19 protein-coding genes and 3 tRNA genes are annotated in these 22,770 nt (G+C 53.1%); 9 read left to right on the forward strand and 13 right to left on the reverse strand.

The features are described from left to right. Nucleotides 1-391 precede the first annotated feature (391 nt). The 5 genes from G367_RS0107705 (at nucleotide 392) to G367_RS0107725 (ending at nucleotide 6,300) form a co-directional block, all read left to right on the forward strand. Nucleotides 392-1,573 (forward strand): MFS transporter, encoded by a 1,182-nt coding sequence (locus G367_RS0107705; protein ID WP_020412541.1) that lies wholly within the window; start codon nucleotides 392-394, stop codon nucleotides 1,571-1,573. A 50-nt stretch (nucleotides 1,574-1,623) separates the two neighbouring features. After that, nucleotides 1,624-2,430, forward strand: coding sequence for an alpha/beta fold hydrolase (locus G367_RS0107710; protein WP_020412542.1), 807 nt, complete (start codon nucleotides 1,624-1,626; stop codon nucleotides 2,428-2,430). 141 nt (nucleotides 2,431-2,571) lie between these two features. After that, on the forward strand, nucleotides 2,572-3,948 hold the full coding sequence (locus G367_RS0107715; protein ID WP_020412543.1) for a S41 family peptidase: 1,377 nt from the start codon (nucleotides 2,572-2,574) through the stop codon (nucleotides 3,946-3,948). Between the two features lie 418 nt (nucleotides 3,949-4,366). Continuing rightward, on the forward strand, nucleotides 4,367-5,074 hold the full coding sequence (locus tag G367_RS0107720; RefSeq protein ID WP_020412544.1) for a SapC family protein: 708 nt from the start codon (nucleotides 4,367-4,369) through the stop codon (nucleotides 5,072-5,074). Nucleotides 5,075-5,226: 152 nt separating this feature from the next. Further along, complete coding sequence (locus tag G367_RS0107725) at nucleotides 5,227-6,300, forward strand: sulfite exporter TauE/SafE family protein (protein ID WP_020412545.1); 1,074 nt, start codon at nucleotides 5,227-5,229, stop codon at nucleotides 6,298-6,300. A 106-nt stretch (nucleotides 6,301-6,406) separates the two neighbouring features. Here the strand turns inward: G367_RS0107725 and G367_RS0107730 are convergent. The 11 genes from G367_RS0107730 to G367_RS0107785 all read right to left on the reverse strand — a co-directional run bounded on the left by G367_RS0107730 (nucleotide 6,407) and on the right by G367_RS0107785 (nucleotide 15,198). After that, a tRNA-Gln gene (locus G367_RS0107730) sits at nucleotides 6,407-6,481 on the reverse strand. 39 nt (nucleotides 6,482-6,520) lie between these two features. Beyond that, nucleotides 6,521-6,597 (reverse strand) — tRNA-Met (locus G367_RS0107735). 92 nt (nucleotides 6,598-6,689) lie between these two features. Beyond that, the gene (locus tag G367_RS0107740; protein ID WP_020412546.1) at nucleotides 6,690-7,643 is read right to left on the reverse strand and encodes a DMT family transporter; all 954 of its coding nucleotides are present in this window, start codon (nucleotides 7,641-7,643) and stop codon (nucleotides 6,690-6,692) included. 61 nt (nucleotides 7,644-7,704) lie between these two features. Further along, nucleotides 7,705-8,796: a redox-regulated ATPase YchF gene (gene ychF, locus G367_RS0107745; protein WP_020412547.1), complete on the reverse strand. Its 1,092-nt coding sequence runs from the start codon at nucleotides 8,794-8,796 to the stop codon at nucleotides 7,705-7,707. 205 nt (nucleotides 8,797-9,001) lie between these two features. Next, nucleotides 9,002-9,598, reverse strand: a complete 597-nt coding sequence (gene pth / locus G367_RS0107750) for an aminoacyl-tRNA hydrolase (RefSeq protein WP_020412548.1) — start codon at nucleotides 9,596-9,598, stop codon at nucleotides 9,002-9,004. Nucleotides 9,599-9,603: 5 nt separating this feature from the next. Continuing rightward, nucleotides 9,604-10,230, reverse strand: coding sequence for a 50S ribosomal protein L25/general stress protein Ctc (locus G367_RS0107755; protein ID WP_020412549.1), 627 nt, complete (start codon nucleotides 10,228-10,230; stop codon nucleotides 9,604-9,606). Between the two features lie 201 nt (nucleotides 10,231-10,431). Then, nucleotides 10,432-11,361 carry a ribose-phosphate pyrophosphokinase gene (locus tag G367_RS0107760; RefSeq protein WP_040628500.1) on the reverse strand — a complete coding sequence of 310 codons (930 nt, stop codon included), beginning with the start codon at nucleotides 11,359-11,361 and terminating at the stop codon, nucleotides 10,432-10,434. A 363-nt stretch (nucleotides 11,362-11,724) separates the two neighbouring features. Beyond that, nucleotides 11,725-11,799 (reverse strand) — tRNA-Gln (locus G367_RS0107770). Nucleotides 11,800-11,809: 10 nt separating this feature from the next. After that, nucleotides 11,810-12,712: a 4-(cytidine 5'-diphospho)-2-C-methyl-D-erythritol kinase gene (gene ispE, locus G367_RS0107775; protein ID WP_020412551.1), complete on the reverse strand. Its 903-nt coding sequence runs from the start codon at nucleotides 12,710-12,712 to the stop codon at nucleotides 11,810-11,812. A gap of 64 nt (nucleotides 12,713-12,776) precedes the next feature. After that, nucleotides 12,777-13,418, reverse strand: coding sequence for a lipoprotein insertase outer membrane protein LolB (gene lolB / locus G367_RS0107780; protein ID WP_020412552.1), 642 nt, complete (start codon nucleotides 13,416-13,418; stop codon nucleotides 12,777-12,779). Then, nucleotides 13,402-15,198, reverse strand: a complete 1,797-nt coding sequence (locus G367_RS0107785) for a tetratricopeptide repeat protein (protein ID WP_020412553.1) — start codon at nucleotides 15,196-15,198, stop codon at nucleotides 13,402-13,404. The genes lolB and G367_RS0107785 overlap by 17 nt, the downstream gene beginning before the upstream one ends. Before the next feature lie 236 nt (nucleotides 15,199-15,434). Between G367_RS0107785 and hemA the strand changes: the two genes are divergently transcribed. From hemA to G367_RS23345, 4 genes are read left to right on the forward strand one after another with little or no spacing between them, the layout of a single operon-like run. Beyond that, nucleotides 15,435-16,712, forward strand: coding sequence for a glutamyl-tRNA reductase (hemA, locus tag G367_RS0107790; protein WP_020412554.1), 1,278 nt, complete (start codon nucleotides 15,435-15,437; stop codon nucleotides 16,710-16,712). Beyond that, nucleotides 16,709-17,791 carry a peptide chain release factor 1 gene (gene prfA, locus G367_RS0107795; RefSeq protein WP_020412555.1) on the forward strand — a complete coding sequence of 361 codons (1,083 nt, stop codon included), beginning with the start codon at nucleotides 16,709-16,711 and terminating at the stop codon, nucleotides 17,789-17,791. The genes hemA and prfA overlap by 4 nt, the downstream gene beginning before the upstream one ends. A gap of 38 nt (nucleotides 17,792-17,829) precedes the next feature. Beyond that, the gene (gene prmC / locus G367_RS0107800) at nucleotides 17,830-18,657 is read left to right on the forward strand and encodes a peptide chain release factor N(5)-glutamine methyltransferase (protein WP_020412556.1); all 828 of its coding nucleotides are present in this window, start codon (nucleotides 17,830-17,832) and stop codon (nucleotides 18,655-18,657) included. Between the two features lie 51 nt (nucleotides 18,658-18,708). Next, nucleotides 18,709-19,611, forward strand: coding sequence for a cation diffusion facilitator family transporter (locus tag G367_RS23345; RefSeq protein WP_020412557.1), 903 nt, complete (start codon nucleotides 18,709-18,711; stop codon nucleotides 19,609-19,611). Here G367_RS23345 and G367_RS0107810 read toward each other — a convergent pair. After that, entirely contained in the window at nucleotides 19,608-21,101 is a 1,494-nt protein-coding gene (locus G367_RS0107810) for a succinylglutamate desuccinylase/aspartoacylase family protein (RefSeq protein ID WP_020412558.1), read from the reverse strand. The genes G367_RS23345 and G367_RS0107810 overlap by 4 nt on opposite strands. Nucleotides 21,102-21,232: 131 nt before the next feature. Next, nucleotides 21,233-22,651, reverse strand: coding sequence for an MATE family efflux transporter (locus tag G367_RS0107815; RefSeq protein ID WP_020412559.1), 1,419 nt, complete (start codon nucleotides 22,649-22,651; stop codon nucleotides 21,233-21,235). Between the last annotated feature and the right edge of the window lie 119 nt (nucleotides 22,652-22,770).

Genomic DNA, 22,770 nt, shown 5'->3' on the forward strand with positions numbered 1-22,770 from the left:
TGATTAAGCCGTCAAGGAGAATTTATGTGTTTATACCCTAGCATGGAAATATATGTGAGCTGAGTCCTGGTCAAAGCATAGGTGATAATTGGTGCTCATTTATAAAGGTTTACAAAATCGATATTTCGCAGAAGAGCGGTTTCAAACAGCCAGTTAGATGTCAGGAATATAATCGGTACACCCAATTATATTCACGAGGAGAGACTAAAGTTCCAGAGTTCCATTTGGCGAGTTCTTGTTGAGTTTGTGGGGCTCAATTGAGAGGAGTCTTGTTTTTACAGCTGAGTAGAATTAACAGGCGGTTTTTCGGTACCTGGCAGTCATATTACCCTCAATTTACACGTCAACGTGGTATAGCGTATATTGCTGCCCTTATTGTAGGAGTCCCGCCATGTTACAACGCCTCCGTCGACCGGAAATTCTGCTGTTAGTCCTTGCAGCCTCAATGCCACTGTCTTTTTCTGTCTGGAATACTCTCCTTAATAACTTTGTGATAGCCAAGGCTTCATTTACCGGAGCTGATATTGGCCTGTTACAGAGTGTCAGGGAAATACCCGGGTTCCTGGCGTTTACAGTGATATTTGTATTGCTACTTATCCGGGAGCAGCGCTTAGCACTTCTCTCACTTGTAGCGACCGGGATTGGCGTGATGCTGACCGGTTTTTTTCCATCTCTCACAGGTTTATTACTCACGACATTATTGATGTCGATCGGCTTTCATTTCTATGAAACCCTGCAAACCTCTCTGGCTTTGCAGTGGTTTCCAAAGAAGACTTCGGCAATCTGGATGGGGCGTATGGCCGCTGCAGGTTCATTTGCAGCGCTTCTAGCCTATGGTCTGGTTTGGTGTCTGATGGACTTTGCCGGTTTAGACTACTCGTGGGTTTATATGATCGGCGGTGGCGTCACTGTTCTTATTGCTTTGGCTGCCTGGGTACTTTTCCCGCAGTTTCCTCAACCCCATAGTCAGCGCAAGCAATTAGTGCTACGTAAGCGCTACTGGCTTTATTATGCGTTAACGATGATGAGCGGCGCGCGACGACAAATCTTTATTGTCTTTGCCGGTTTTCTAATGGTGGAAAAATTTGGTTATAGTGTTGGCGAAATTGCTGCGCTCTATACAGTAAACCACCTGCTCAATTTATATATCGCGCCAAAAATCGGTCAGTTTATCGTAAGGTTTGGAGAGCGCCGTATCCTTACTTTGGAATATATCGGTTTGATACTGGTTTTTGCCGGTTATGCTTTAGTGGAGAGTGCGATAGTAGCTGCGGCGCTCTATATTATTGATCATCTGTTCTTCTCTATGGCCATTGCAATCAAAACTTACTTCCAAAAGATTGTGGATGAGCGTGATATCGCCGCATCTGCGGGTGTTAGTTTCACTATTAATCACGTTGCAGCGGTTATTATTCCGGTTCTATTCGGCCTGCTCTGGCTGACCTCTCCTGCTATGGTGTTCTTTGCCGGATCTTTGATGGCCCTGGTCTCTCTTGGTTTGGCCCAACTAGTGCCGGAGCAACCTGGACCAGGCAATGAAGCGCGCCTGGGGCAGGGGGTGGCTGCAACTTAGCAGCTCCCTACTAATTCTAGGTCGGGAATTTTAATAAATAGGAATTCTATATGCGTGTAGCTCTCTTAATAATGATATTTACTCTGCCGCTAAGTACATTTGTAAATTCAGAGACAATCTCTGTTGGTGAATATCATATTGAATATGAGATCAAAGGCTCTGGTGAGGCCACCTTGTTTCTCGAAGCCGGGGGTTCGGCCGGGATGCAGGATTGGGATTCCATCTATGATGACTTGGCGAAGCATGCACGAGTAATACGTTATTCTCGTGTGGGCAACGGAAAATCAACGGCCATTAAGAAGCATTTTAGCTCTGAGGATTATGCTCAAGGGGCCAGGGCTTTATTGGCGGCTTTGGGGGTTAAAGAGAAAGTTACTTATATTGCGCACTCCTATGGTGCTCATGTAGCCCGAACTTTTGCCGCACGGTATCCTGAAAGAATGGCAGCGTTGATGCTGATAGAGCCTTCTTCCGAGCATGATGTGGATATTATGCGATCGCTGAATTTGGAGTTGGCCGAAGAGCAAATTGCTCAGGTAAAACTGGATGATATGAAGAACGGCATGTCGAATCAGTACCTGGACTTTTGGTCTAAACGCCCTTTACCTGATTATCCACAAATCCCCGATATACCCGTCACAGTAATTGCCTCCATTAAAAAGTATGATAACCCTCCTCTTCTTTTCTTTACTGATGAGGCCCGGGATAGGTGGGGGGAATTACATTCAAATTGGGCCAAAGCGTTTCCACGGGGTAAAGCTGTTTTGACTGAGAAGAGCTATCACTATCCTCAAAATGATGAGCCCGAAATGGTGGTGAAAGAAGTACTAGCGCTGATTTCCAGAGGTTATAAATAACAGATAAGGATAAATAGGAGGCAAATAAGATCATTTCATACCACTGGTTTCGACAAATTGTTGCCTTGTTAAGTTAGTCTACATTTACCAACTTTTCTAAATGTATAAAATGGGAACCCTAATAAATTTAGGGTTTTTATTGTGCTTAAAAAGATTGCTCTGGCCTTTTCAATTGCTGTTACCACCACCAGCTCTGTATACGCAGATAACGTTAATGAGGTAACAGAAAATTTATCCGATGCAGAAAAACTGTATGGTTTATCTCTCTACTGGAAAGAGGTTAGCTATAACTTCGCTTTCTTCGATCAGGTTCCTGAACTGGACTTTGATGCAAGGTATCAGGAATTTATTCCGCGGGTTTTGGCTACAGAAAACACTTATGAGTATTATCGTGAGCTAAAGCGGCTTAATGCACTCCTGCAAGATGGCCATACCAATATTTATTACCCTAAAGGTATGTCAGCCAAGTACCTGGATTGGCCTGCTGTTCGCTTGGCCGAAGCTGGCCATCAAGCAATAGTTACGGGGGTCGAGAAGGGGGTGGAGTCCGTGATTCCACTTGGCTCTGTTGTCGTTTCGGTAAATGGGCAGGATCTTCAAACCTATTTAAAGGAGCAGGTAATGCCTTATATTGCCAGCTCGACCCAGCATATTCTCTGGAGTACTGCGGTTCGGGATGCCTTGGATGGTAAACCGGATACCACGGCAGAATTCACTATTGAGACTCCAGACGGCAAAGTGAAAGAGGTTCAGGTTAAACGGGATGCGCGTGGGAGGAAGATTGATTACATCTCTATTACACAACCTCAGTCGAATGGCGAGCCATTTGAGCTTAAGTGGCTTGATGATGATATAGCCTATGTAGCTTTAAATACTTTTGAGAAACAGGAGGTTGTTGATCAGTTTAAATCTCACCACGATGAGATTGTTAAGTCCAAAGGGTTGATTATTGATCTGCGCTTTAATAATGGAGGTAACTCTGCTTATGCCGGAGAGATAATCTCTTACTTGGCTGATCGTATTTTACAGGGTTCTGTTTGGAAAACTCCCAAACATATTGCGGCTTATAAAGCTTGGGGATCATTTGCCAATCAGTTCGAGCAATTAGAGAAGTATCGCCCCTATGCAGAAGGCACTATATGGGAGTTTGGTGAAGACTCCGGGGATATAGTTGAGCCCAAATTGGATAGTAACCACATAGTGCCAACCTATGTGTTGATCGGCCGAAATACCGTTTCAGCAGCTGAGGACTTCCTGGTATATGCAGATTCTCTCGAACATTTTACTACTGTGGGTGAGCCAACTTATGGCAGCACGGGGCAACCTATGTTCGTGGACCTCCCAGGAGGTGGTACTTTCAGGGTGTGTACCAAGCGGGATACCTTCCCCGATGGCAGGGAGTTTGTTGGCTATGGTATTAAGCCGGATATCCTGGTTGAGAGTACGCTGGATACGGTGCGCTCTGATAAGGACGAAGTACTCGAGAGAGCGCTGAACGAGCTTAGGGTTAAGCTTTAATTCCTCCCTGATATGAGCTGGCTCGCGATTATCGATTCCGTTCGACGGTCAGGTTCCTCCCATGTATTTAAGGGAGCCCCTTGCTGTTGTGGATACTGTGCGTCATAGATTTTGAAGGTGCCTGCAACAGGGGCTTTTATCAGAAGGTGCCATTATTGGCTATTTCCCGTTTCTATGGGGGTCTGAAGCCACTATTGGCACTGCTGTCTTGAAAACAGTCTCTATAATCGATTAGTTTTTGCTTTAAGGCATTTACAACAGGCTTTGTTTGCCTGTTGGCTCGCTTACCTGTTTAATGCTGGCTTTGGTTTCCGGCGACGGCGGGAAAGCGTTTGTCATCGTTAGTGCGCCGATAAAGTGGTACGTTAGGGTATCTCTGAAAATTAAGTAACTATAAAAGTAGCTAGGAGTTGTACTTATGGCACAGATTAAAGCTTTGGATAAAAAGGCACATGCCAACCTGAAACTCACCCAAGACATTACTTTTGACCATGTCAGCGGCAACCACATTCTGCCTTTGGTAGTTCAAGAGATTGTTCAGGCGGCCCAGAGCTACCCGATCCTGTTTGTGAAAGATCAGAATACTGAGCAGTTTAAAGTGGTTGCCTTAACTGGTCTGCGTCCGGGGGAGAACCTGTTCTCCGGCTCTGAAGGTTGGAATGGCAGCTATGTTCCTTTGCAAGTTCGCACCTACCCGTTCGTGCTGGTGAAAAATCCGGAAAATGCCGATCAGGCGGTTCTCTGTATCGATGAAGATTCCAATATGCTGAGTGAGTCTGAAGGTGAGCCGTTGTTTGATGGTGAAGGTGAGCAGACTGACTACCTGAAAAACCGTGCCCAGGCAGTGATTGAAACTGCCCAGCGTGTAGCGGTTACCGAGTCGTTTATTGAGTTCCTGGTGTCTAAAGACCTGTTGACCCAGAAAAAACTGACTTTGCGTGTGAGCGAAGATGATAAGCCTTACGATCTGACTGGTTTCTTCGTGGTTGATGAGGAGAAGCTGAACAATCTGTCTGATGAGGACTTCCTTGAGTTGCGTAAGCGCGGTGCTTTGCCGGCTATCTACGCTTCTATGATGTCCTCCATGCAGGTTCAAAGCCTGATTCGCCGGAAGCGTCTGAACTGATCCTGTTCCGCCCGGCAGCTGTGGTTGTCGGGCGGCCTATAGTCGTCAGATTTTCGGGATGTAGTTATCAGCATTCTGTATCCCGCCTTGATCCCTTCTCCTTGTCGTACCACTATTAGCGCCCTCTGACGTTTTAGCTCGCGAATAATAAGATGAAATACCTAGCGCGGCTTTCCCTCCGCTACTGGTTTGCTTGGTTGGCGGTTTTCTACGGGGTGTGGCTATTTCTGATTGTCCAAGGGGACAATCTGACATTGGCCCTGGAAAACTGGTCTATGGCATTGGCCATGGCGATTGGCAGTTATGCGGCTGGCTCTACGCCGATGGGTGGCGGTACCGTGGGGTTTCCTGTCTTGGTGCTGCTGTTTGATATGCCGGCCAGCCACGGTCGTGATTTCAGCTTTGCTGTGCAATCCATTGGTATGGTCAGTGCGAGCCTCTTCATTCTTTGCCGGCAGCAGCAATTGGCATGGTCCATGTTGCGCGGAGCTCTATTGGGGGCACTCCTGACAACACCCGCAGGAATTCTGCTGTTTGCACCACTGATTCCCGAGCTGTGGGTAAAACTGTCTTTCGCCGTGCTTTGGGGCAGTTTCGGAATATTTCACTTGTGCCGACTTAGCGAGATCACCGACTGTGAGCATGCGGGCGACCCTCAGTGCCCAACAGATTTTCGGGTGGGCTTGTTATTGGGGGCCTTTGCAGGTTTCAGTGTTGTGGCAGTCACTGGTGTGGGTGTGGATATGTTGGTCTATGCAGCTCTGGTGCTGTTGAGTCGCGTAGACCTCAAGGTGGCTATCCCTACTTCGGTAGTGATTATGGCGTTTTGCTCTGTGCTCGGGGTACTGGTGAAGTCTTTGGTCGGAGACTGGCAGCCGGGTGTATTTGGCAATTGGCTGGCAGCGGCGCCGGTGGTGGCTCTGGGCGCCCCCCTGGGTGTCTTTGTGGTTGGCCTGATTGGGCGCAAGCCCACGCTTCTGATTGTGGCCTTCCTGTGTGTGGTACAGCTTGGGTGGACCTGTATGTCTGAGGAAGAGGCTATGCGCGGTTATGGTGGTTGGCTGGTGCTGTTGGCATTACTGATCTGCCTGGCGGGTTTTGAGTGTTTGCGGGCTCTGGGGTTGCGCCGGGAACAGAACAGGCAGTTATCGGCTGGCTGTCAGGATCTGGTGGGTGAGCGTGGTTCAGTGGATACCGACCCGGTGCTTGTACAGGGTCTTAAGTAGTTACTGTTCTAGCTAGATAGAGGCGAATGGAGCTGTACTCTGAAATCAGCACGCTAGTTTTTGGGTTGCTGCCCTGGACTGGGCCTGAAGAATAAATTTTGGAAGATGGCTGGGGCGGAAGGATTCGAACCTTCGCATGACGGGATCAAAACCCGCTGCCTTACCGCTTGGCTACGCCCCAGTTTCAAGACCCACAAAGAATAGTCTCTGTGGTTTGAAATGGTAGCAAGGGGGAGACTCGAACTCCCGACCTCAGCATTATGAGTGCTGCGCTCTAACCGGCTGAGCTACCTTGCCATTTCTTTTGTTGCCTCGGCCTTACCGAGGGCGCGCATTATTAATCGATGGGCTGGGTGTGTCAACACCTTTTTTGTATTCTTTTCAGTTAGTTAGCGATTTTTTTTATCTGAACCCAGGGGCTTGCTGGGGTGGCGCCCGGAACTGATAGCGGCAAATGCCGAACCCGCTACTACGGCAACGGCGCCAGCCCAGCTGATCCAGTTCAGAGGCTCAACAGCAATATAGTCCGGCCAGATACTACTGATCAGCGTACTGAGCAACAGGGTGATCACTGGCACTAATGACAAGGTAGCGCTGACACTGGATGCCTCCCAATTTGCCAGGGCTTTACTGAAGGCGCCGTATGCGATCAGGGTGTTTGCAGTAAGGAAGGCGAGCAGGGCCCACTCCAGCCAGCCGAGGTGGGAAACCTTCATTGGATCGGCCATTGGCAGGAAGCACAGGGTGCCTGCGATATAAATCACTACCAGTAGGTCCTGAGGTGTTGCCCTGCTCAAGATTTTCTTCTGGAAGAAACCGTACACAGCCCAGGTGACAGCGGCAATCAGGATATAACCAAGCCCCAGCAGATAGTCTCCACCCGCACCACTGGTGAGTTCTTCCAGGCGCTGGTTGAAAAACAGTAGCAGGCCGATCACCACCAGAGCTACACCACCCCATTGGCGAAGGGAAAAACTTTCCCCCAGCCAGAGCACGCTGGAGATAAGCAGAAGCAGGGGCGCCAATTGGATAACCATCTGAGCGGCACCAGGGGTGATGTAATTCAGCCCGCTGGCATAGGCGAGATAGTTTACCAGGAGGCCGATTACAGCCAGCAGTGTGAATGGCAGGAGTATGCGGCTAAATAGTGGTCGCAAGTTTAGTGCGCGCGCCTGGCCGTAATAGAGCCCTGCGAGCAGAGCTGCACCGGCAAAGCGATACCAGGTGGCGGTACCAGGGCTGATATGCCCGAGGAGCCCTTTGAGGGCGATGGGCAGCGTCGCCCACATAAATATGGTGACCAGGGTCAGGGGCAGGCCCACTTTCCAGTTTGATTGCGCCATTGCTTCTACGCTGATGGGAAAAGCCTCCCCTCTGGGGGGGAGGCGAAAAAGGGAGAGGGTATTAGACGTTAAAACGGAAGTGGATCACGTCACCATCGGCAACAATGTAATCTTTGCCTTCCAGTCTCCATTTGCCGGATTCCTTTGCGCCAGCCTCACCATTGTTGTTGATAAAATCGCTATAGCTGACCACTTCCGCGCGGATAAAGCCCTTTTCGAAGTCAGTATGGATCTTGCCCGCCGCATTCGGCGCGGTAGCTCCCAGCGGAATGGTCCAGGCGCGCACCTCTTTTACACCGGCGGTGAAGTAGGTATGCAGGCCCAGCAGTTGGTAGCCGGCGCGGATAACACGGTTCAGCCCGGGTTCTTCCATACCCAGTTCTTCCAGGAATTCCTGTCTCTCATCGTCATCCAGCTCGGCAATTTCCGCTTCAAGCTTGTTACAGATTGGCACCAGTACCGCATTCTCTTCGGCGGCGATGGCAGCAACGGCATCCAGGTGTGGATTATTCTCGAAGCCGTCTTCGTGCACGTTGGCGATATACATGGTTGGCTTAACGGTGAGCAAGCTCAGCTCGCGCAGGTCTGCCAGCTCATCCTCGGAAAGGCCGAAGGAGCGCAGTGGTTTGGCTTCATCCAGGTGCGGCTGGATTTTCTCCAGCAGCGCTTTCATCTTGATAGCGTGCTTGTCCTGGCCTTTAGCCGCGCGGGTAAAGCGCTGCAGAGCTTTTTCAACGGTATCCAGGTCGGCGAGGGCCAGTTCGGTGTTGATCACCTCGATGTCAGCAACAGGGTGCACCTGGTTGGCCACGTGGATTACGTTGTCATCTTCAAAGCAGCGTACAACGTGGGCGATGGCATCGGTCTCGCGGATATTGGCGAGAAACTTATTGCCCAGGCCTTCGCCCTTGGAGGCGCCCGCAACCAGCCCGGCGATGTCCGTGAACTCCATCGTGGTCGGAATAACTTTCTGTGGCTTAACGATTTCCGCCAGCTTGTCGAGGCGGGTGTCTGGTACCGGCACTACGCCGGCATTGGGCTCGATGGTACAGAAAGGGAAGTTCTCTGCATCGATGCCCGCCTTGGTCAGTGCGTTAAATAAGGTGGATTTGCCCACGTTAGGCAGGCCGACTATACCGCAAGTAAAACCCATGGTGATATTTTTCCGTTTGCCTGAGGCGCGAAGCGCGCACTCTGCTAATTGCGTTTGAAGTCCGGTAGTGATTGCGCTGGCGGAAGTCTGGGCAGGCTGGGTAGCGCGGCCGCTGAATGATCCGGGCCAGTCGGGAAAATACCGGCAATTTGGCGCAGCACACTATCGAGATTTCCGGGGCAAAAGGCAAGCTACCCGGGGGGATCTATTTGGCGGTGTGCAGCGTTTTCATGGCTGAGCCCCAGTCGCCAGTGGCGGCGGTGGGCAGTACGTCGATCGAGCGATCGATGGCATCAGCCAGTGTTTCCTGTTCCGCTCTGGGAGCTCGCTGGAGTACAAACCGGGACACTTCGCTCGAACTGCCAGGGTGGCCGATGCCGAGTCGCAAGCGCATAAAGTTTCGGTTGTTGCCCAGTGCGGCAATGATATCCCTCAGGCCATTGTGTCCGCCGTGACCGCCGCCGGCTTTCAGGCGCGCGATACCGGGGGCGAGGTCCAGCTCATCGTGAGCGACCAGTATGGCTTCCGGGGGAATTTTGAAAAAGTTCGCCAATGGGCCGACAGACTGGCCGCTGCGATTCATATAGGTGGTGGGGATCAGCAACCGGATTTCCCGGCTGTCGATCCGCACACGGCCTGTGAGGCCGTGGTATTTGCTGTCCTGGCTGAGCTGGGTGCCATGTTGGCGGGCCAGCTCGACAACAAAATCAGCACCGGCGTTGTGCCGTGTCCGATCGTATTCCGGCCCGGGGTTTCCCAGGCCGACAATCAACTGGATCGGGGTATCCGGTGCCGCAGCCAAGGCGATTACTCTTCGCCTTCGCCAGCTTCGGCTTCAGCGTCAGCTTCAACGGCGCCGCGAGGCTTGTGGATAGACGCTACAACCAGGTTGTGGTCTTCGCCGTGGCTCAGGTCTGCAGACTCAACGCCTTCTGGCAGTTTCAGGTCGGAGATATGCAGGATGCCATCCAGCTCCAGGTCTGCCAGGTCCACCTCAATGAACTCAGGCAGCTTGCCAGCAGGAGCATTCACTTCCAGCTCGGTCAGGGTATGGGAAACGATACCGCCGGCTTTAACGCCTTTGCTGGTGTCTTCGTTAAGGAAGTGCAGAGGCACTTTAACGTGTACTTTGGTGCTGGCAGAAACGCGCTGGAAATCGATGTGCAGAAGCAGCTGCTTGGCGGGGTGGCGCTGCAGATCGCGCAGGATCACTTTCTCTTCTTTACCATCGATGTCCACGGTCAGCATGGAAGAGAAGAATGCTTCATTTTCCAGGGCCTTGAACAGGTCTTTTTGCAGCAGGGATACGGATTGCGGCTCAGCTTCACCACCGTAAACGATGCCGGGTACACGGCCTTCCAGGCGACGCAGGCGGCGGCTCGCACCTTTCCCTTCATCGCTGCGGGCAATGGCGTTCAGTTTGATATCAGACATGGGTTAAACCTCGGGTTGTCTGTCCAGAGAGACCTGCGACCGGACCGCTCTGGCGTTTGTGTAAATTGGGCTGTTGGGCCCAAAAGTAATCGCCCGGCGGTGCCGGGCGGGCGCGTATTCTACGGGAATCAGAGCCAAAGGCAAAGTGCCCCGCATAGCGGGACACTCTGTGTTTATTTGGTATGCACTCCCATTCCGGTCTTAACGGAACATCGCGGAGAGGGATTCTTCATTGCTGATGCGACGCATGGATTCGGCCAGCATTGCGGACAGGGTCAGCTGGCGAATCTTCGGGGCCTTCTCCATCTTGTCCCCCAGGGGGATGGAGTCGGTCACTACCAGCTCGTCCAGTACGGAGTTGTTCAGGTTACTGATGGCGTTACCGGACAATACCGGGTGGGTACAGTAGGCAACTACCTTCTCCGCACCATGTTCTTTCAGGGCGTTGGCGGCATTGCACAGGGTGCCGGCGGTATCGACCATGTCATCTACCAGCAGGCAGGTGCGGCCGCTGACTTCACCGATGATGTTCATCACTTCTGCGACGTTAGCAGCCGGGCGACGTTTGTCGATGATAGCCAGCTCACAGTCGAGGCTCTTGGCTACTGCGCGAGCGCGCACCACACCGCCGATATCCGGGGATACTACTACCAGGTTCTGGTACTTCTGGCGCTCGATATCGTCGAGCAGTACAGAAGAGCCATATACGTTATCTACGGGCACATCGAAGAAGCCCTGGATCTGTTCAGCGTGCAGGTCGACAGTCAGTACGCGGTCGATGCCCACGCTTACCATCATATCGGCAACTACTTTTGCGGAAATAGGTACACGCTGGGATCTTACGCGGCGATCCTGGCGGGCATATCCGAAGTAAGGTACTACGGCGGTAACGCGGCCAGCAGAGGCGCGGCGCAGGGCATCTACCAGAAGGATCAGCTCCATCAGGTTGCGGTTGGTGGGTTGGCAGGTGGACTGCACAACGAAAACGTCGCGACCGCGTACGTTATCGGTAATTTCAACTGCAATCTCACCGTCGGAGAAGCGCTTAACCGCAGCTTCGCCCAGGGGGATCGCCATATGGTCGACAATTTTCTGTGCCAGTTCCGGGTTTGCGTTGCCGGTAAAGACCATTAAGTCAGCCACTGCGAGTTCCTTTGATTCTGTCTTGATGTGAATTGAAGTGTAGATGCCCGCATTTTCCGCTAGAAGTTGGGATGCGATAGCATCATTTTTATACTCGGGAATGCAGGGGGGAGCGAAGCAAAGTTGGAGTAGATTGCTGGCTTGCCCTGGTCATCCAGGTGATTGCTCTTAGCTTTGGGGAGCCTCCAGGTTGTCGAAAGGTGTTTGCCAAAAAGCTTGCCTGTGACATCTCTGTAAAATTGGGGGGAGGCTGCTCTCAGCCCTATGCGGATGGCCCGGGCCGGCTGGGTCAGTGTCGGCTGAGACATGTCGGAACCGGTTTTTGCTTGCGCCACAGCATACAAAAGAAAATGGCTGGGGCGGAAGGATTCGAACCTTCGCATGACGGGATCAAAACCCGCTGCCTTACCGCTTGGCTACGCCCCAGTATTTTTCCTCAATCTCTTGAGGTTAATTTCGCGAGCTTCTGGTGTACAGGTGAAACCTGGATACCATTTGCTATAAAACCCTGCCATTTTCGCGGTAGCCTGGCAAGTGCCGATTTGGCTGCTTGCTCAGTTTGGAAGGCGGTGAAGACACAGCTTCCAGTGCCTGTGAGTTGAGCTGGTGCAAATTGCTCTAGCCACTCTCTGGCATCGCGAACTTCAGGGTGGAGACTCTCAACCAGTGCCTGGCAGTCATTACCGGAAAAAGCTTCCAGTTTTTCACTGCTGAGCGGCGTTTCTGTGAGCTGCCCCTCGCGAAGGGCCGCTAATGTAATTGCGACAGAATCTCTTGTCAAACGCGAATCGTGAAAAATTTTTGCAGTGCTCACTTCGCAACCAGGAGACACCACCAAGTAGTGGCGTTTTTCAGTGATAACAGGAGTTAATTTTTCCCCAACGCCTTCGGCCCAGGCAGTATGTCCGCGGACAAAAAGTGGAATGTCGGCACCGAGTTGGCGGCCCAACTCGGCCAGGGTATCCATAGGCAGGTTGCAGCGCCAAAGATGATTAAGGCCCAATAAAGTAGTGGCTGCGTCACTACTGCCCCCGCCGATACCCCCACCGTGCGGTAGTTTTTTAATCAGACGAATATGTGCACCAGGCAATTTTTCACCAGCAAGCTTGGCTTCCTTTCGAAGAAGCAGGGCAGCCCGGTAAACCAGGTTGTCCCGCTCGGCTACATCCAGTTCACCGGCATCTACGCTGATGACATCATCAGCGCGTGCAGAAAACTCCAGTTCGTCACCGTAGTCGAGTAATTGGAAAAGGGTTTGCAACTCGTGATAGCCGTCGGCACGTCGGCCAAGAATACGCAGGGTCAGGTTCAGTTTTGCGGGGGCGGGTAACTTCAGCATGCGTGGTGGTTGGGTCGGTTAGCTTTGTTTGGCCCATGATACCCGCATGCTGAGGTTTCGGCATTTAAAAACCCCAGTCCTTGATAACCAGGGTTACATTCACGGGTCCGGCGGCGGCGTTGGTTTGTGCCTTGATGCGGGTGGGCAGGGTGAAAGGCCCATTTTGACGATAGTCGCTAAAGCTGAGGGTCCAGCCAGATTGCTGCAGGCTTTGCAACAGTCCCTGATCATTGTGTCTTTCTGCACCCCTGGGCCCGGGAGCAGGCAGACCTCGTACCCAGTAAAACATTTCACTGGCGGGCAGTGGCCAACCCAGGATTTGCTCAGTGAGTTGGGCTGCGTTGCGCGCGACAACCGGAGCCTCATCACCGCGCACCAAGCTGACGCCGCCTGCGGAGCCGGAAATGACTGTAGTGCCGGCACCAAGCGGGCCACTCAGGTGAATACGAAAGTTTTGCGCACCGCTTTGCTGCCATGTCAGGTTGGCGCTGCCATTATCGGCCGGCGAGCGCACCCCGAGCTTGCCCTTAATCGTCCACTGCTTAAGCTGTGCCACCGATGTGGGTGTTGCAGTTTCTTGTGGGGTATCGGCTGCCGGTTGTTCCTTGGCTTTTTGCCCTGCACAGGCTGACACCAATAGAGCGAGGGTGGCCACCAGTAAAAAATAGAACTTTCGTGTAACGGTGGTTTCAGTTGTCAGATGCATGCTGTTCCAGTGTTTCTTTAATTTGTAAACGCTTCATTGCGGCCGGAATAATTTTGCTCTGGGGGTTGAGCTTCATTCCATCCCTCCAGATTTTTAAAGCTCCTTCACGATCGCCCTGTACCCAGAGCACTTCTCCCAGGTGCGCAGCAATCTCGTGATCGGGTAGTTTGTCCATAGCCTGACGTAAATACTTTTCCGCAGCAGAAAAATTACCGAGACGGTACTGGACCCAACCCATGCTGTCGATAATGGCTGGATCTTCGGGTTCCAGTTTCAGCGCTTTACTGATCAGCTCAAAAGCCTCCTGGAGGCGGGCATCATCATCAATCAGTTTGTAGCCCAGGGCATTGAGTACAGTGGCATTTTCCGGGTCGCGCTCCAGCAAGTTGCGCAGGTCATGCTCGAAGGCAGTGGCATTGCCAAGTTGGTCGTTGAGAAGTGCACGCGTGTACATCAAACGACCACTGCCACTCATTACTTTTAGTCCCTGCTCAACCCGCTCCAGGGCTTTTAGTGGTTCATCATTTTTTCGCAACAATTCGACCTCCATCAGGAAAAAATGTTCTTCCTGTCGAGGGTGTTGTTGGCGAAGTTTGGTAAACCACTTTTCATTTTCATCATGCTTGCCACTGGTTGCGAGCAGCTTTGTGCCTTTGGTAATGGCTTCCACATAATCGTTGCCGGGCTCCACTTGGCGGAAGTGTTTCACGGCAGTGGCAATCTCTCCTCGCTTTTCGGCCAGGCCGCCAAGATAAAAATGTGCTGCTGATTCGTGTTGTTCCAGCTCCAGAAGTTTATCGAGCAGTGGTTTGGCCAAATCCAGCTGATTGGTTTCGTATTGAATCAGGGCCAGTGACAAGATTAGGTTGCCGTCTTCAGGTCGTTGTTTGACCAGCTCGGCGAATTGCTGGCGCGCCAGTGCAAGGTCTTCGCGTATTAGCAGGCGCGCATATTGGAGGCGCAGGCGAGTCTCATTGGGGTGCACGCTGACCAGTTTTTCCAGGAGCTCAATGGCTTCACGCCGCTTGCCCAGGTCCACCAGCAGATGGCTCTGTAACAGTGGAGCATCCAGTTGGTCTGGATGACTCTCCTGGATACGGCGCACTACTACTAGTGCCTGGTTGTATTGCTCGGTAGCGCGTAGCACCATTGCATGGGCCAGTGCCACTTCGTCGTTGTTTGGGTGCGCCCGCGCCAGCCTGGCAAATTCTGCGCGTATCTGATCGTCGAGCTTTTCACGGCCAATGGCTGTGGCGGCGAGGGATTGCAGCGGTGCTTTGCCTCCCAATTTTAGAGCCTGCTCCGCGTGGACCATGGCCTCTGAGAGTTCTCCTGCAAGAGTTAGCTCAGCAGTGAGCGCCAATTGGGCATCGGCATTGTCTGGTTCCAGCTCAACCCAAAGCTGTGCTGAGCGCAGGGCAGCCTGACGGGCATTCAGGAAACGGGCGATACGTGTGGCTCGTTCGGCGACGCCGGCGTCCTTGGTAACTTCTGCCTGGTGGTAGTAGTTGGCCAGTGCTACATCATACTGTTCACGAATACCGGCAACTTCAGCCACCAGAAGTGTGTAGAAGGTATCGATAGGAAAAGCGCGGGGTTCGCTCTCTGGGGAGGCGTCGGCGCCATCCTCTTTTAGGTTCTGAGCCACTGGTGGTGATTTGGCATCAGTAGCTGCCTCTCGGGGCTGAACCTGGACACAGGCTGCCAGCAGCAGGCAGATGGTCAGAAGCAGGGTGGCCGAGGCATTATGATTTGAATCGGGCTGTCGGGGTGGGAGCATAGATCGTGTCCATACGTTGCTGCGGCGCGTAAGCTGTATACGAGTGGCGTGTTTTAAACGATTATCGCCATATAATTCTAGTCGCGAATCCGCTTCTGGACGCTGGGTCCCGGTCCGCTAAGTCAAATCAGCGCGCAATTAAACCGTCTCCCGACCTTGCAAGCAAAGCGGCGGCCCGTGAAAATGCGCCCCCTATACGGATGATGTACTCCTAGATTTATAGCCGACGGAACTCTATGCCAATTCTTACCCTGGGGATCAACCACGATAGTGCACCGATAGAGGTGCGCGAACGGGTCGCCTTTGCGCCCGAGGTGATGCCCGGTGCCCTGGGGGATGCGCGCAAAGCGCTCGACTGCCGGGAGCTTGCGATTCTATCCACTTGCAACCGCACCGAAATCTACGGGAACCTGGAGGCGGAGCCTCTGTTGCGGTGGTTGGCAGAATACCACCAGATACCGCTCGAACAACTGAGGGGCTGCAGCTATGCCCACACTGGGGAAGCGGCGGTTCGCCACATGATGAGTGTTGCCTGCGGCCTTGACTCACTAGTTCTGGGCGAACCGCAAATCCTTGGCCAGATCAAGTCTGCTTATGCTGTGGCGAGGGAGTCTGGCAGTGTGGGTAGTGAGCTGCACCGGGTATTTCAGCGCGTGTTCACTGTGGCAAAGAAAGTTCGTACCGAAACGGCTATCGGCGAAAACCCGGTGTCTGTGGCCTATGCTGCCGTTTCTCTCGCTTCACGCATTTTTACCGATCTGAAAAAGCAAACCGCACTTTTGATTGGTGCGGGCGAGACAGTAGAGCTGGTTGCGCGTCATTTACTGGATCAGGGCATCAAACAACTCATTGTGGCCAACCGTACCCTCAGTCGTGCGCAGTTGCTGGCAGAGAATTTTGGTGCTGAAGCGATTCTGCTTGCCGATATTCCCGAACATCTTGCCCGCGCGGATATTGTAATTAGCTCTACTGCCAGCCAACTGCCAATTTTGGGTAAGGGAGCAGTGGAGTCGGCTTTGCGCAAGCGTCGTCACAGCCCGATGTTTATGGTGGATATAGCGGTACCGCGGGATATAGAGCCCCAGGTTGGTGAACTCGATGATGTATACCTCTACACCGTAGATGACTTGCGCGGAGTGATTGATGAGGGCATGCGCTCTCGAGAGAGGGCGGCAGAGGCGGCGAGAGAAATTATTGAAGTCGCCGCGGCAGAATTCTCTAAAGAGAGTCGGGCGCTTGGTGCAGTGGATACCATCCGCAGCTATCGACAGCGTGCACAGCAAATCAGCGGTACTGAATTAGAAAGGGTACTCTTGCAACTGGATAAGGGTGAGGATCCTCGCCGCCTGATGGAGCAGTTGGCCCGCTCACTGACAAATAAATTAATCCATGCGCCTACGATCAGCCTCAAAAAAGCGACAGCTGAAGGCGACCTGGAGCGGCTGCGCATTGCCCGCGAAGTGGTTGGGTTGGATGACCTTGCCGATATCGAATCAGAGAAAAAACACAGATGAAAGAATCGCTACTGAATAAACTGGAAAACTTGCAGGAACGTCACGAGGAAGTGTCGGCGCTGCTAGGTGATGCCAGTGTGATTTCCGACCAGGATCAGTTCCGCGAGTTATCGCGGGAATACTCCGAGCTGGAAGAAGTGGTCAAATGTTATGGCCGCTATAAACAGCTTAAAGAAGATATGGCAGCTGCGCAGGAGATGCTCGATGAGAGCGATCAGGAAATGCGTGAAATGGCCCAGGAGGAGCTGCGCGAGGCCGAGGCCCAGGTGGAACCCCTGGAGCGTGAGTTGCAGACTTTGCTGCTACCCCGCGACCCCAATGATCGCAAAAATGTCTTTTTGGAAATTCGTGCAGGCACTGGTGGCGACGAGGCGGCAATTTTCTCTGGTGATCTATTTCGCATGTATTCGCGCTACGCGGAGAAGCAGGGCTGGCGTATTGAGATCGTCAGTGAGAATGCCGGCGAGCATGGAGGCTACAAGGAGATTATCACTAGAGTGGCCGGTGAAGATGTGTATGCCAAGCTGAAATTTGAGTCCGGTGCTCACCGTGTGCAGCGAGTTCCGGAAACGGAATCCCAGGGGCGTATTCACACCTCCGCCTGCACAGTGGCGGTGATGCCTGAGCCCGATGAGCGCGATGCTATTGAAATAAACAAGGCCGACCTGCGTGTGGATACCTATCGCGCCTCGGGTGCCGGTGGCCAGCATGTAAACAAAACTGACTCCGCTGTGCGCCTGACCCATTTGCCCACCGGAATTGTGGTTGAGTGCCAGGACGAACGCTCTCAGCATAAAAACAAAGCCAAGGCGATGGCGCTTTTACAGGCCAAGCTTTCCAGTGAACAAGAGGCCGCTGCCGCACAGGAAATTTCTGATGCGCGCAGGAGTCTGGTTGGCAGCGGAGATCGCTCCGAACGCATCCGTACTTACAATTATCCCCAGGGGCGGGTGACTGACCACCGTATTGGCCTGACCTTATACAAACTCGATGAGGTGATGCAGGGTGCTCTGGAGGAGGTGATTGGCCCGCTACGCACTGAGCACCAGGCGGACCAGCTGGCAGCTATGGGGCAGTAGTTGAAGTTCAGTGTGACGTTATTGGGTAGAGTTTTCCTATGAGCAGTGTGAAGGGCAATCTCGCCCGTAGTGTTGAACTCACTAATAGCGAGTCGGCTCGTCTCGATATAGAAGTGCTGCTTGCACATATTCTCGGCCGTGAGCGCACCTGGCTCTATACATGGCCAGAATATGAACTCACTACTGCCGAGCAGTATGAGTTTGACGTATTGCTTGTGCGGCGTAAAAACGGCGAGCCGGTTGCACATTTAACCGGTGAGCGGGAGTTCTGGTCGCTCACCTTAAAAGTCGATGCCTCTACCTTGATTCCCCGCCCTGATACCGAGCTGCTGGTGGAAACAGCCCTGGCACTTTGCCCTCAGAGCACACTGCGAGCGCTCGACCTGGGTACCGGTACTGGAGCTATTGCACTGGCGTTAGCTTCTGAAAAACCTGGCTGGCAAATTGTGGCTGCGGAGAAATCTGCAGCGGCGCTGGCACTGGCTGAGAGTAATCGTAAACGGCTTGGCTTCGGTAATGTGCAGGTTTTGGAGAGTCATTGGTTTGCACAATTGCCACCGCAGCACTTTTCATTAATCGTCAGCAATCCCCCATATATTGATGCCGCCGACCCCCATTTAGTAGAAGGGGATGTACGCTTTGAGCCGCGCTCGGCCCTGGTGGCAAAACGGGAGGGGCTGGCAGATATAGAGCTGATTGCTGAGCAAGCCGGAGATTTTCTGGATGAAGATGGCTGGTTGTTGGTAGAGCATGGTTGGCAGCAAGCGGAATCCGTTCGGAAGATTTTTATTGCAGCGGGGTATAGGGATGTTGAAAGTCGCAGGGATTATTCCGGCTGGGAGAGAATAACGTTGGGTCGGAAGTAGCTGTGGCCCGGCACTAAAAAATAGTCTGGAGGACTGATAGGGAGGGAGTCTATGCACGATCACGTCCACCACCGCAACGGCAATGGTGCATTGCGCCCACTCGTTATTGCCTTGCTTCTCACACTGAGCTTTTCAATTGTTGAGGCCATCGGAGGATGGCTGTCGGGTTCCCTCGCTCTGCTCGGGGATGCCGCCCACATGCTCACAGATACATTTGCCCTGGCGCTTGGAGCTATTGCCGCGGTGCTGGCGAAGAAGCCTGCGGACCGTGAGTTGTCTTTTGGCTGGGGGCGTGCGGAAGTACTGGCGGCAGTGACCAATGGTCTGATTATGCTGCTGATTGTCGTGGGAATTTCCTTTATGGCCATCAACCGCTTGCGTAACCCGCAGCCGGTACACGGTAGCACCGTGATGCTGATAGCTACAGCAGGCCTATTGATCAATATCCTGGCGGCCTGGGTATTGTTACGGGGGGAGCGCACGCTCAATATTCGCGGCGCACTGCTACATGTGATGGGAGATATGCTGGGCTCAATAGCAGCTTTAGCGTCGGGGGCAGTGATTTATTTCACTGGCTGGGTGCCGATTGACCCTTTGTTGTCGCTGCTGATCTGCTTCCTGATTCTGATTTCATGTGTGCGCCTGCTGCGCGATGCTGTAGATGTTTTGATGGAAAGGGTGCCGCGTGAACTGAGCCTGCCAACAGTGGGGGAGACCCTCGTGCAGGTTACCGGAGTGCGTTCAGTACACGACTTGCATATCTGGCGGCTGGACTCCAGTACCATCTCTCTTTCGGCGCATATTGTGGTGGATGATCTGCAGGCTTGGCCGGCGGTGTTGGAGCGCTTGCGGGAGACCCTGATCAAGCGCTTTGGTATTGATCATATTACCCTGCAGCCGGAGCCTATAGCGCAGGAAAGTATCACTATTATCGATAATGTCAGCGGCGCTTAGTCCTCTTCGCCCCGCAACTTCGCTGGGTTTTCAGTAGAGGGGGCAGCTGCTGAAGCTTTGCTGGCTTTGTTGTGGGTGTTTTCCTTGGCAGGCCCTTCCGCGACAACTTCCTGAGGCTGGCTGATCTGCTCCTGAGGGGCCTGGATGCCGATATGGTAGGCGGCGAATCCGGGCTGCACTACCTGGTCCAGAGCCATACCAAGTACTCTTCCGTCGTGCTCTGAACGTATCTCGGTACGCACATTGGTAATGGGGTTGGTGACTGTACCTAGCAGGTCTCCTTTGCGTACGAACTCACCCAGCTGAACTTCACTGAAAATAATGCCGCCATTGGAGGACCGCTGCCAGGTGGAGTTGTAATACACGGGCTCAGGATCCCCCCACAGGCGGAACTTACTTACCATTCCCAGCTGGTTAAGCAGGGTGCGAATGCCTTTCACACTGTGGCTGACAGAGCGTTCATCCAGGACCATGGGTGCGCCGGCTTCCAGGGTCACTGTGGGGATGCCCGCCTCCACGGCTGCTCGGCGCAGTGTGCCCTTGGCCCCGGCACTGTGCAGTACCACGGTAGAGCCAAAGCCCTTGGTCATTTTTACAATTTTTGGATTGGTCAGGTCGCCGCGTAACTGGGGCAGGTTGGTGCGGTAAAAGGAACCTGTGTGCAGATCAACCACTGCATTACAGTGGGTGATCACTTCGTGAAAAAAAGAATTTGCAATGCGAGAAGCGGAGGAGCCATTGGGATCACCGGGAAAATGCCTGTTGAGGTCGCGGCGATCCGTGAGATAGCGGGAGCTGCGGTGGAAACCCTGTAAATTGACAATAGGTACCCCAATAACCGCACCGTTTAGCTGCTCAGCATCCAGGTCATACATAACCCTGCGCACTGTTTCGACACCATTTAGTTCATCTCCGTGAACCGCAGCGGTAAGGCAGAGTACCGGTCCGGGCTTTGCTCCATTGACCACGAGTACAGCAGTAGGGCTGTAAACCCCCTCAAAATGCTGGCTGGGTGACCAAGCCAGGCGAGTGGAGGTGGCTGGAGGTACCTCGGCGCCGAGCAGGCGAAGGGGTTTGGCCTTTTCTACCTCTATGGAAATATTTCCCTGGGAGCTTGGGGTTGCCTTGGATACTGGCTGAGCAGAGGGGTTGGTTTCCGGCTCTTTCTTGGTGGTGGGGGTAACTTCGAGCTCGCCGATTGGTTGATCCAGCTGCAGATTCTCTGCCTGTGGCAGAGGTTGCTGCTCCGCGCTTTTCTCATTCCCTGTAGTTGCCGGTACAGTTTCTGTACTGTTGTCGTCATCACTGGCTCCTGTCGGTGGGCCTAGCTCTGAGATAACTGGCTGATCCAGTTGTAAGTTTTCCGCTTTGGGCACGGCCTGCTCCTGTCCCTTATCACCCTCACTCAGGGCTGTGGCCTGGGTCGAGGTAAAAAATAGGGCGAGGCTAAGCAGGCGGTGCGGCCTGGTCAGGGAGAGGCGCAAAATCATTCGGTACTCCGGTCAACTTCGTATGGCGGGCTGTGCTGATTATTGGCTGGTGTTCAGCACGCTTGGGGACTTGGAGCGCCAGTATAGTCAAAGCGTTCCCTGAGAATGTGATACATCGCCAACTACAGGGGCTATCTAGCGCGTGTTATCGCTACACGGCTGGTATGCCTAAATCGTAGTATCATTAAAACTGAAGCGGTTCCGAGGCCAATACACACACCGGTCCAGTAGCCGTAAACACCCCAGAAATTTTCTCCCAGCCAGTAGGCGCTGGGGAGGCCAACCAACCAGTAGGAGAAAAGTTGGACATACATGGGAACCCTGGTGTCTTTGTAACCCCGAAGTGCTCCCCAAGTCATAGCTTGGACGACATCCACCAACTGGAAAGCGGCGCAGAGCAACAGCAGGTTTGTGGCTACAGCGATAATTTCCGCATTATCTGTGTAGGCTTGTACAAACAGGCTGCGCAGAGTAATTAACAGCAAACCGGTCCCCAAGGCATAGATTACACCGGTACCGATGCCCACTTTGCCAGTAAACATCGCCCGCTTTGGGCGGTCCTGGCCGAGAAGATGCGCTGTTCGAATGCTAAGTGCTTGCGCTAGTGCCAGTGCCACCAGGTAAAAAATCGAGCCGACATTCATGCTGATCTGGTGGGCAGCTACGATGGCTGCACCATAGGGGGCCAGTAAAACTGTCAAGCTTGCGAAGAATGTTACCTCGCCAGCAGCGCCCACGCACACAGGCAGGCCTACCGCGAGCAAATGACGCAGGGTTGGCCAATGGGGTTTATCAGGTATTAACCTGAGCTTTAAGGAGTGATAAACCGGATCATTACCTGCATGCCAGAACAGTGCCAGGGCAATAAGACAGCTGACTGCAGCGGTGGCCCAACCACAACCAGCGCCGCCCATGGCGGGAATGGGGCCAGCACCAAACACAAAGAGGATATCCAGCGGAATATTAAGCAGGGCGGCAGCTAAATAGATGCGCATGACCGGGCGCACCTGCCCCATACCCTCGCAGTAACCGCGCAGTGCGGTGCCCAGGGCAAATGGTAGCGTGCCGGCGGTGAGAGCCAGAATATAGCCCTCTAAAACCTGGCGAACTGGTTCTTCCGTATCAATCCACTGGCTCCATATGGGGACCGCAAGCAGCGCGAGAAGTACGAGTATCCCGCCAATAAGGGCAATCCACAGGGCTTGGTGCAGTTGCTTGGCACAGCCTTCTTCATCTCTTCCGCCGCGTAGGTGGGCAACTGCTGGGGATACTGCGGCAAGAAGACCGATCAGGGTTACAGCGCATACTGCCCAGATGCTGGAGCCGAGCGCCAAGCCCGCCAGGTTCACCTCACCAGCGCGGCCGGCAACAATAGTATCCACAACCCCCATACTCACTACCGCCAGGTTACTGACCACTAGTGGTCCCCCCAGCGTAGTCAGGTGGGATAATTCGGTGGAGATGGCGCGTCGATAAAGCTTAAACAATGGGTGAACCAGATTTCTTGGAATAGTGCCTGTGGATAACTGTGAGATACCAGCCAATTCCACCAGAAGACTGTGGCAATACAGTTTTTATCGAATTGACCGGCTTTGCCAAATGGCCTTAAAGGCTAGGTGGGGGGCTGAAAGGGAAGTACAGCACAGGTAACCCGTCGCCAAAAAGGTCG

It is taken from the genome of Microbulbifer variabilis ATCC 700307 (genome assembly GCF_000380565.1).
Classification (GTDB): Bacteria; Pseudomonadota; Gammaproteobacteria; order Pseudomonadales; family Cellvibrionaceae; genus Microbulbifer; species Microbulbifer variabilis.

What these genes read in the sequence shown, in the direction of transcription:
- G367_RS0107705 (WP_020412541.1), top strand. Translation starts at nt 392, where the DNA reads ATGTTACAACGCCTCCGTCGACCGGAAATTCTGCTGTTAGTCCTTGCA.
- G367_RS0107710 (WP_020412542.1), top strand. Translation starts at nt 1,624, where the DNA reads ATGCGTGTAGCTCTCTTAATAATGATATTTACTCTGCCGCTAAGTACA.
- G367_RS0107720 (WP_020412544.1), top strand. Translation starts at nt 4,367, where the DNA reads ATGGCACAGATTAAAGCTTTGGATAAAAAGGCACATGCCAACCTGAAA.
- G367_RS0107725 (WP_020412545.1), top strand. Translation starts at nt 5,227, where the DNA reads ATGAAATACCTAGCGCGGCTTTCCCTCCGCTACTGGTTTGCTTGGTTG.
- G367_RS0107740 (WP_020412546.1), bottom strand. Translation starts at nt 7,643, where the DNA reads ATGGCGCAATCAAACTGGAAAGTGGGCCTGCCCCTGACCCTGGTCACC.
- ychF (WP_020412547.1), bottom strand. Translation starts at nt 8,796, where the DNA reads ATGGGTTTTACTTGCGGTATAGTCGGCCTGCCTAACGTGGGCAAATCC.
- G367_RS0107755 (WP_020412549.1), bottom strand. Translation starts at nt 10,230, where the DNA reads ATGTCTGATATCAAACTGAACGCCATTGCCCGCAGCGATGAAGGGAAA.
- G367_RS0107760 (WP_040628500.1), bottom strand. Translation starts at nt 11,361, where the DNA reads ATGGTCTTTACCGGCAACGCAAACCCGGAACTGGCACAGAAAATTGTC.
- ispE (WP_020412551.1), bottom strand. Translation starts at nt 12,712, where the DNA reads ATGCTGAAGTTACCCGCCCCCGCAAAACTGAACCTGACCCTGCGTATT.
- lolB (WP_020412552.1), bottom strand. Translation starts at nt 13,418, where the DNA reads ATGCATCTGACAACTGAAACCACCGTTACACGAAAGTTCTATTTTTTA.
- G367_RS0107785 (WP_020412553.1), bottom strand. Translation starts at nt 15,198, where the DNA reads ATGCTCCCACCCCGACAGCCCGATTCAAATCATAATGCCTCGGCCACC.
- hemA (WP_020412554.1), top strand. Translation starts at nt 15,435, where the DNA reads ATGCCAATTCTTACCCTGGGGATCAACCACGATAGTGCACCGATAGAG.
- prfA (WP_020412555.1), top strand. Translation starts at nt 16,709, where the DNA reads ATGAAAGAATCGCTACTGAATAAACTGGAAAACTTGCAGGAACGTCAC.
- prmC (WP_020412556.1), top strand. Translation starts at nt 17,830, where the DNA reads ATGAGCAGTGTGAAGGGCAATCTCGCCCGTAGTGTTGAACTCACTAAT.
- G367_RS23345 (WP_020412557.1), top strand. Translation starts at nt 18,709, where the DNA reads ATGCACGATCACGTCCACCACCGCAACGGCAATGGTGCATTGCGCCCA.
- G367_RS0107810 (WP_020412558.1), bottom strand. Translation starts at nt 21,101, where the DNA reads ATGATTTTGCGCCTCTCCCTGACCAGGCCGCACCGCCTGCTTAGCCTC.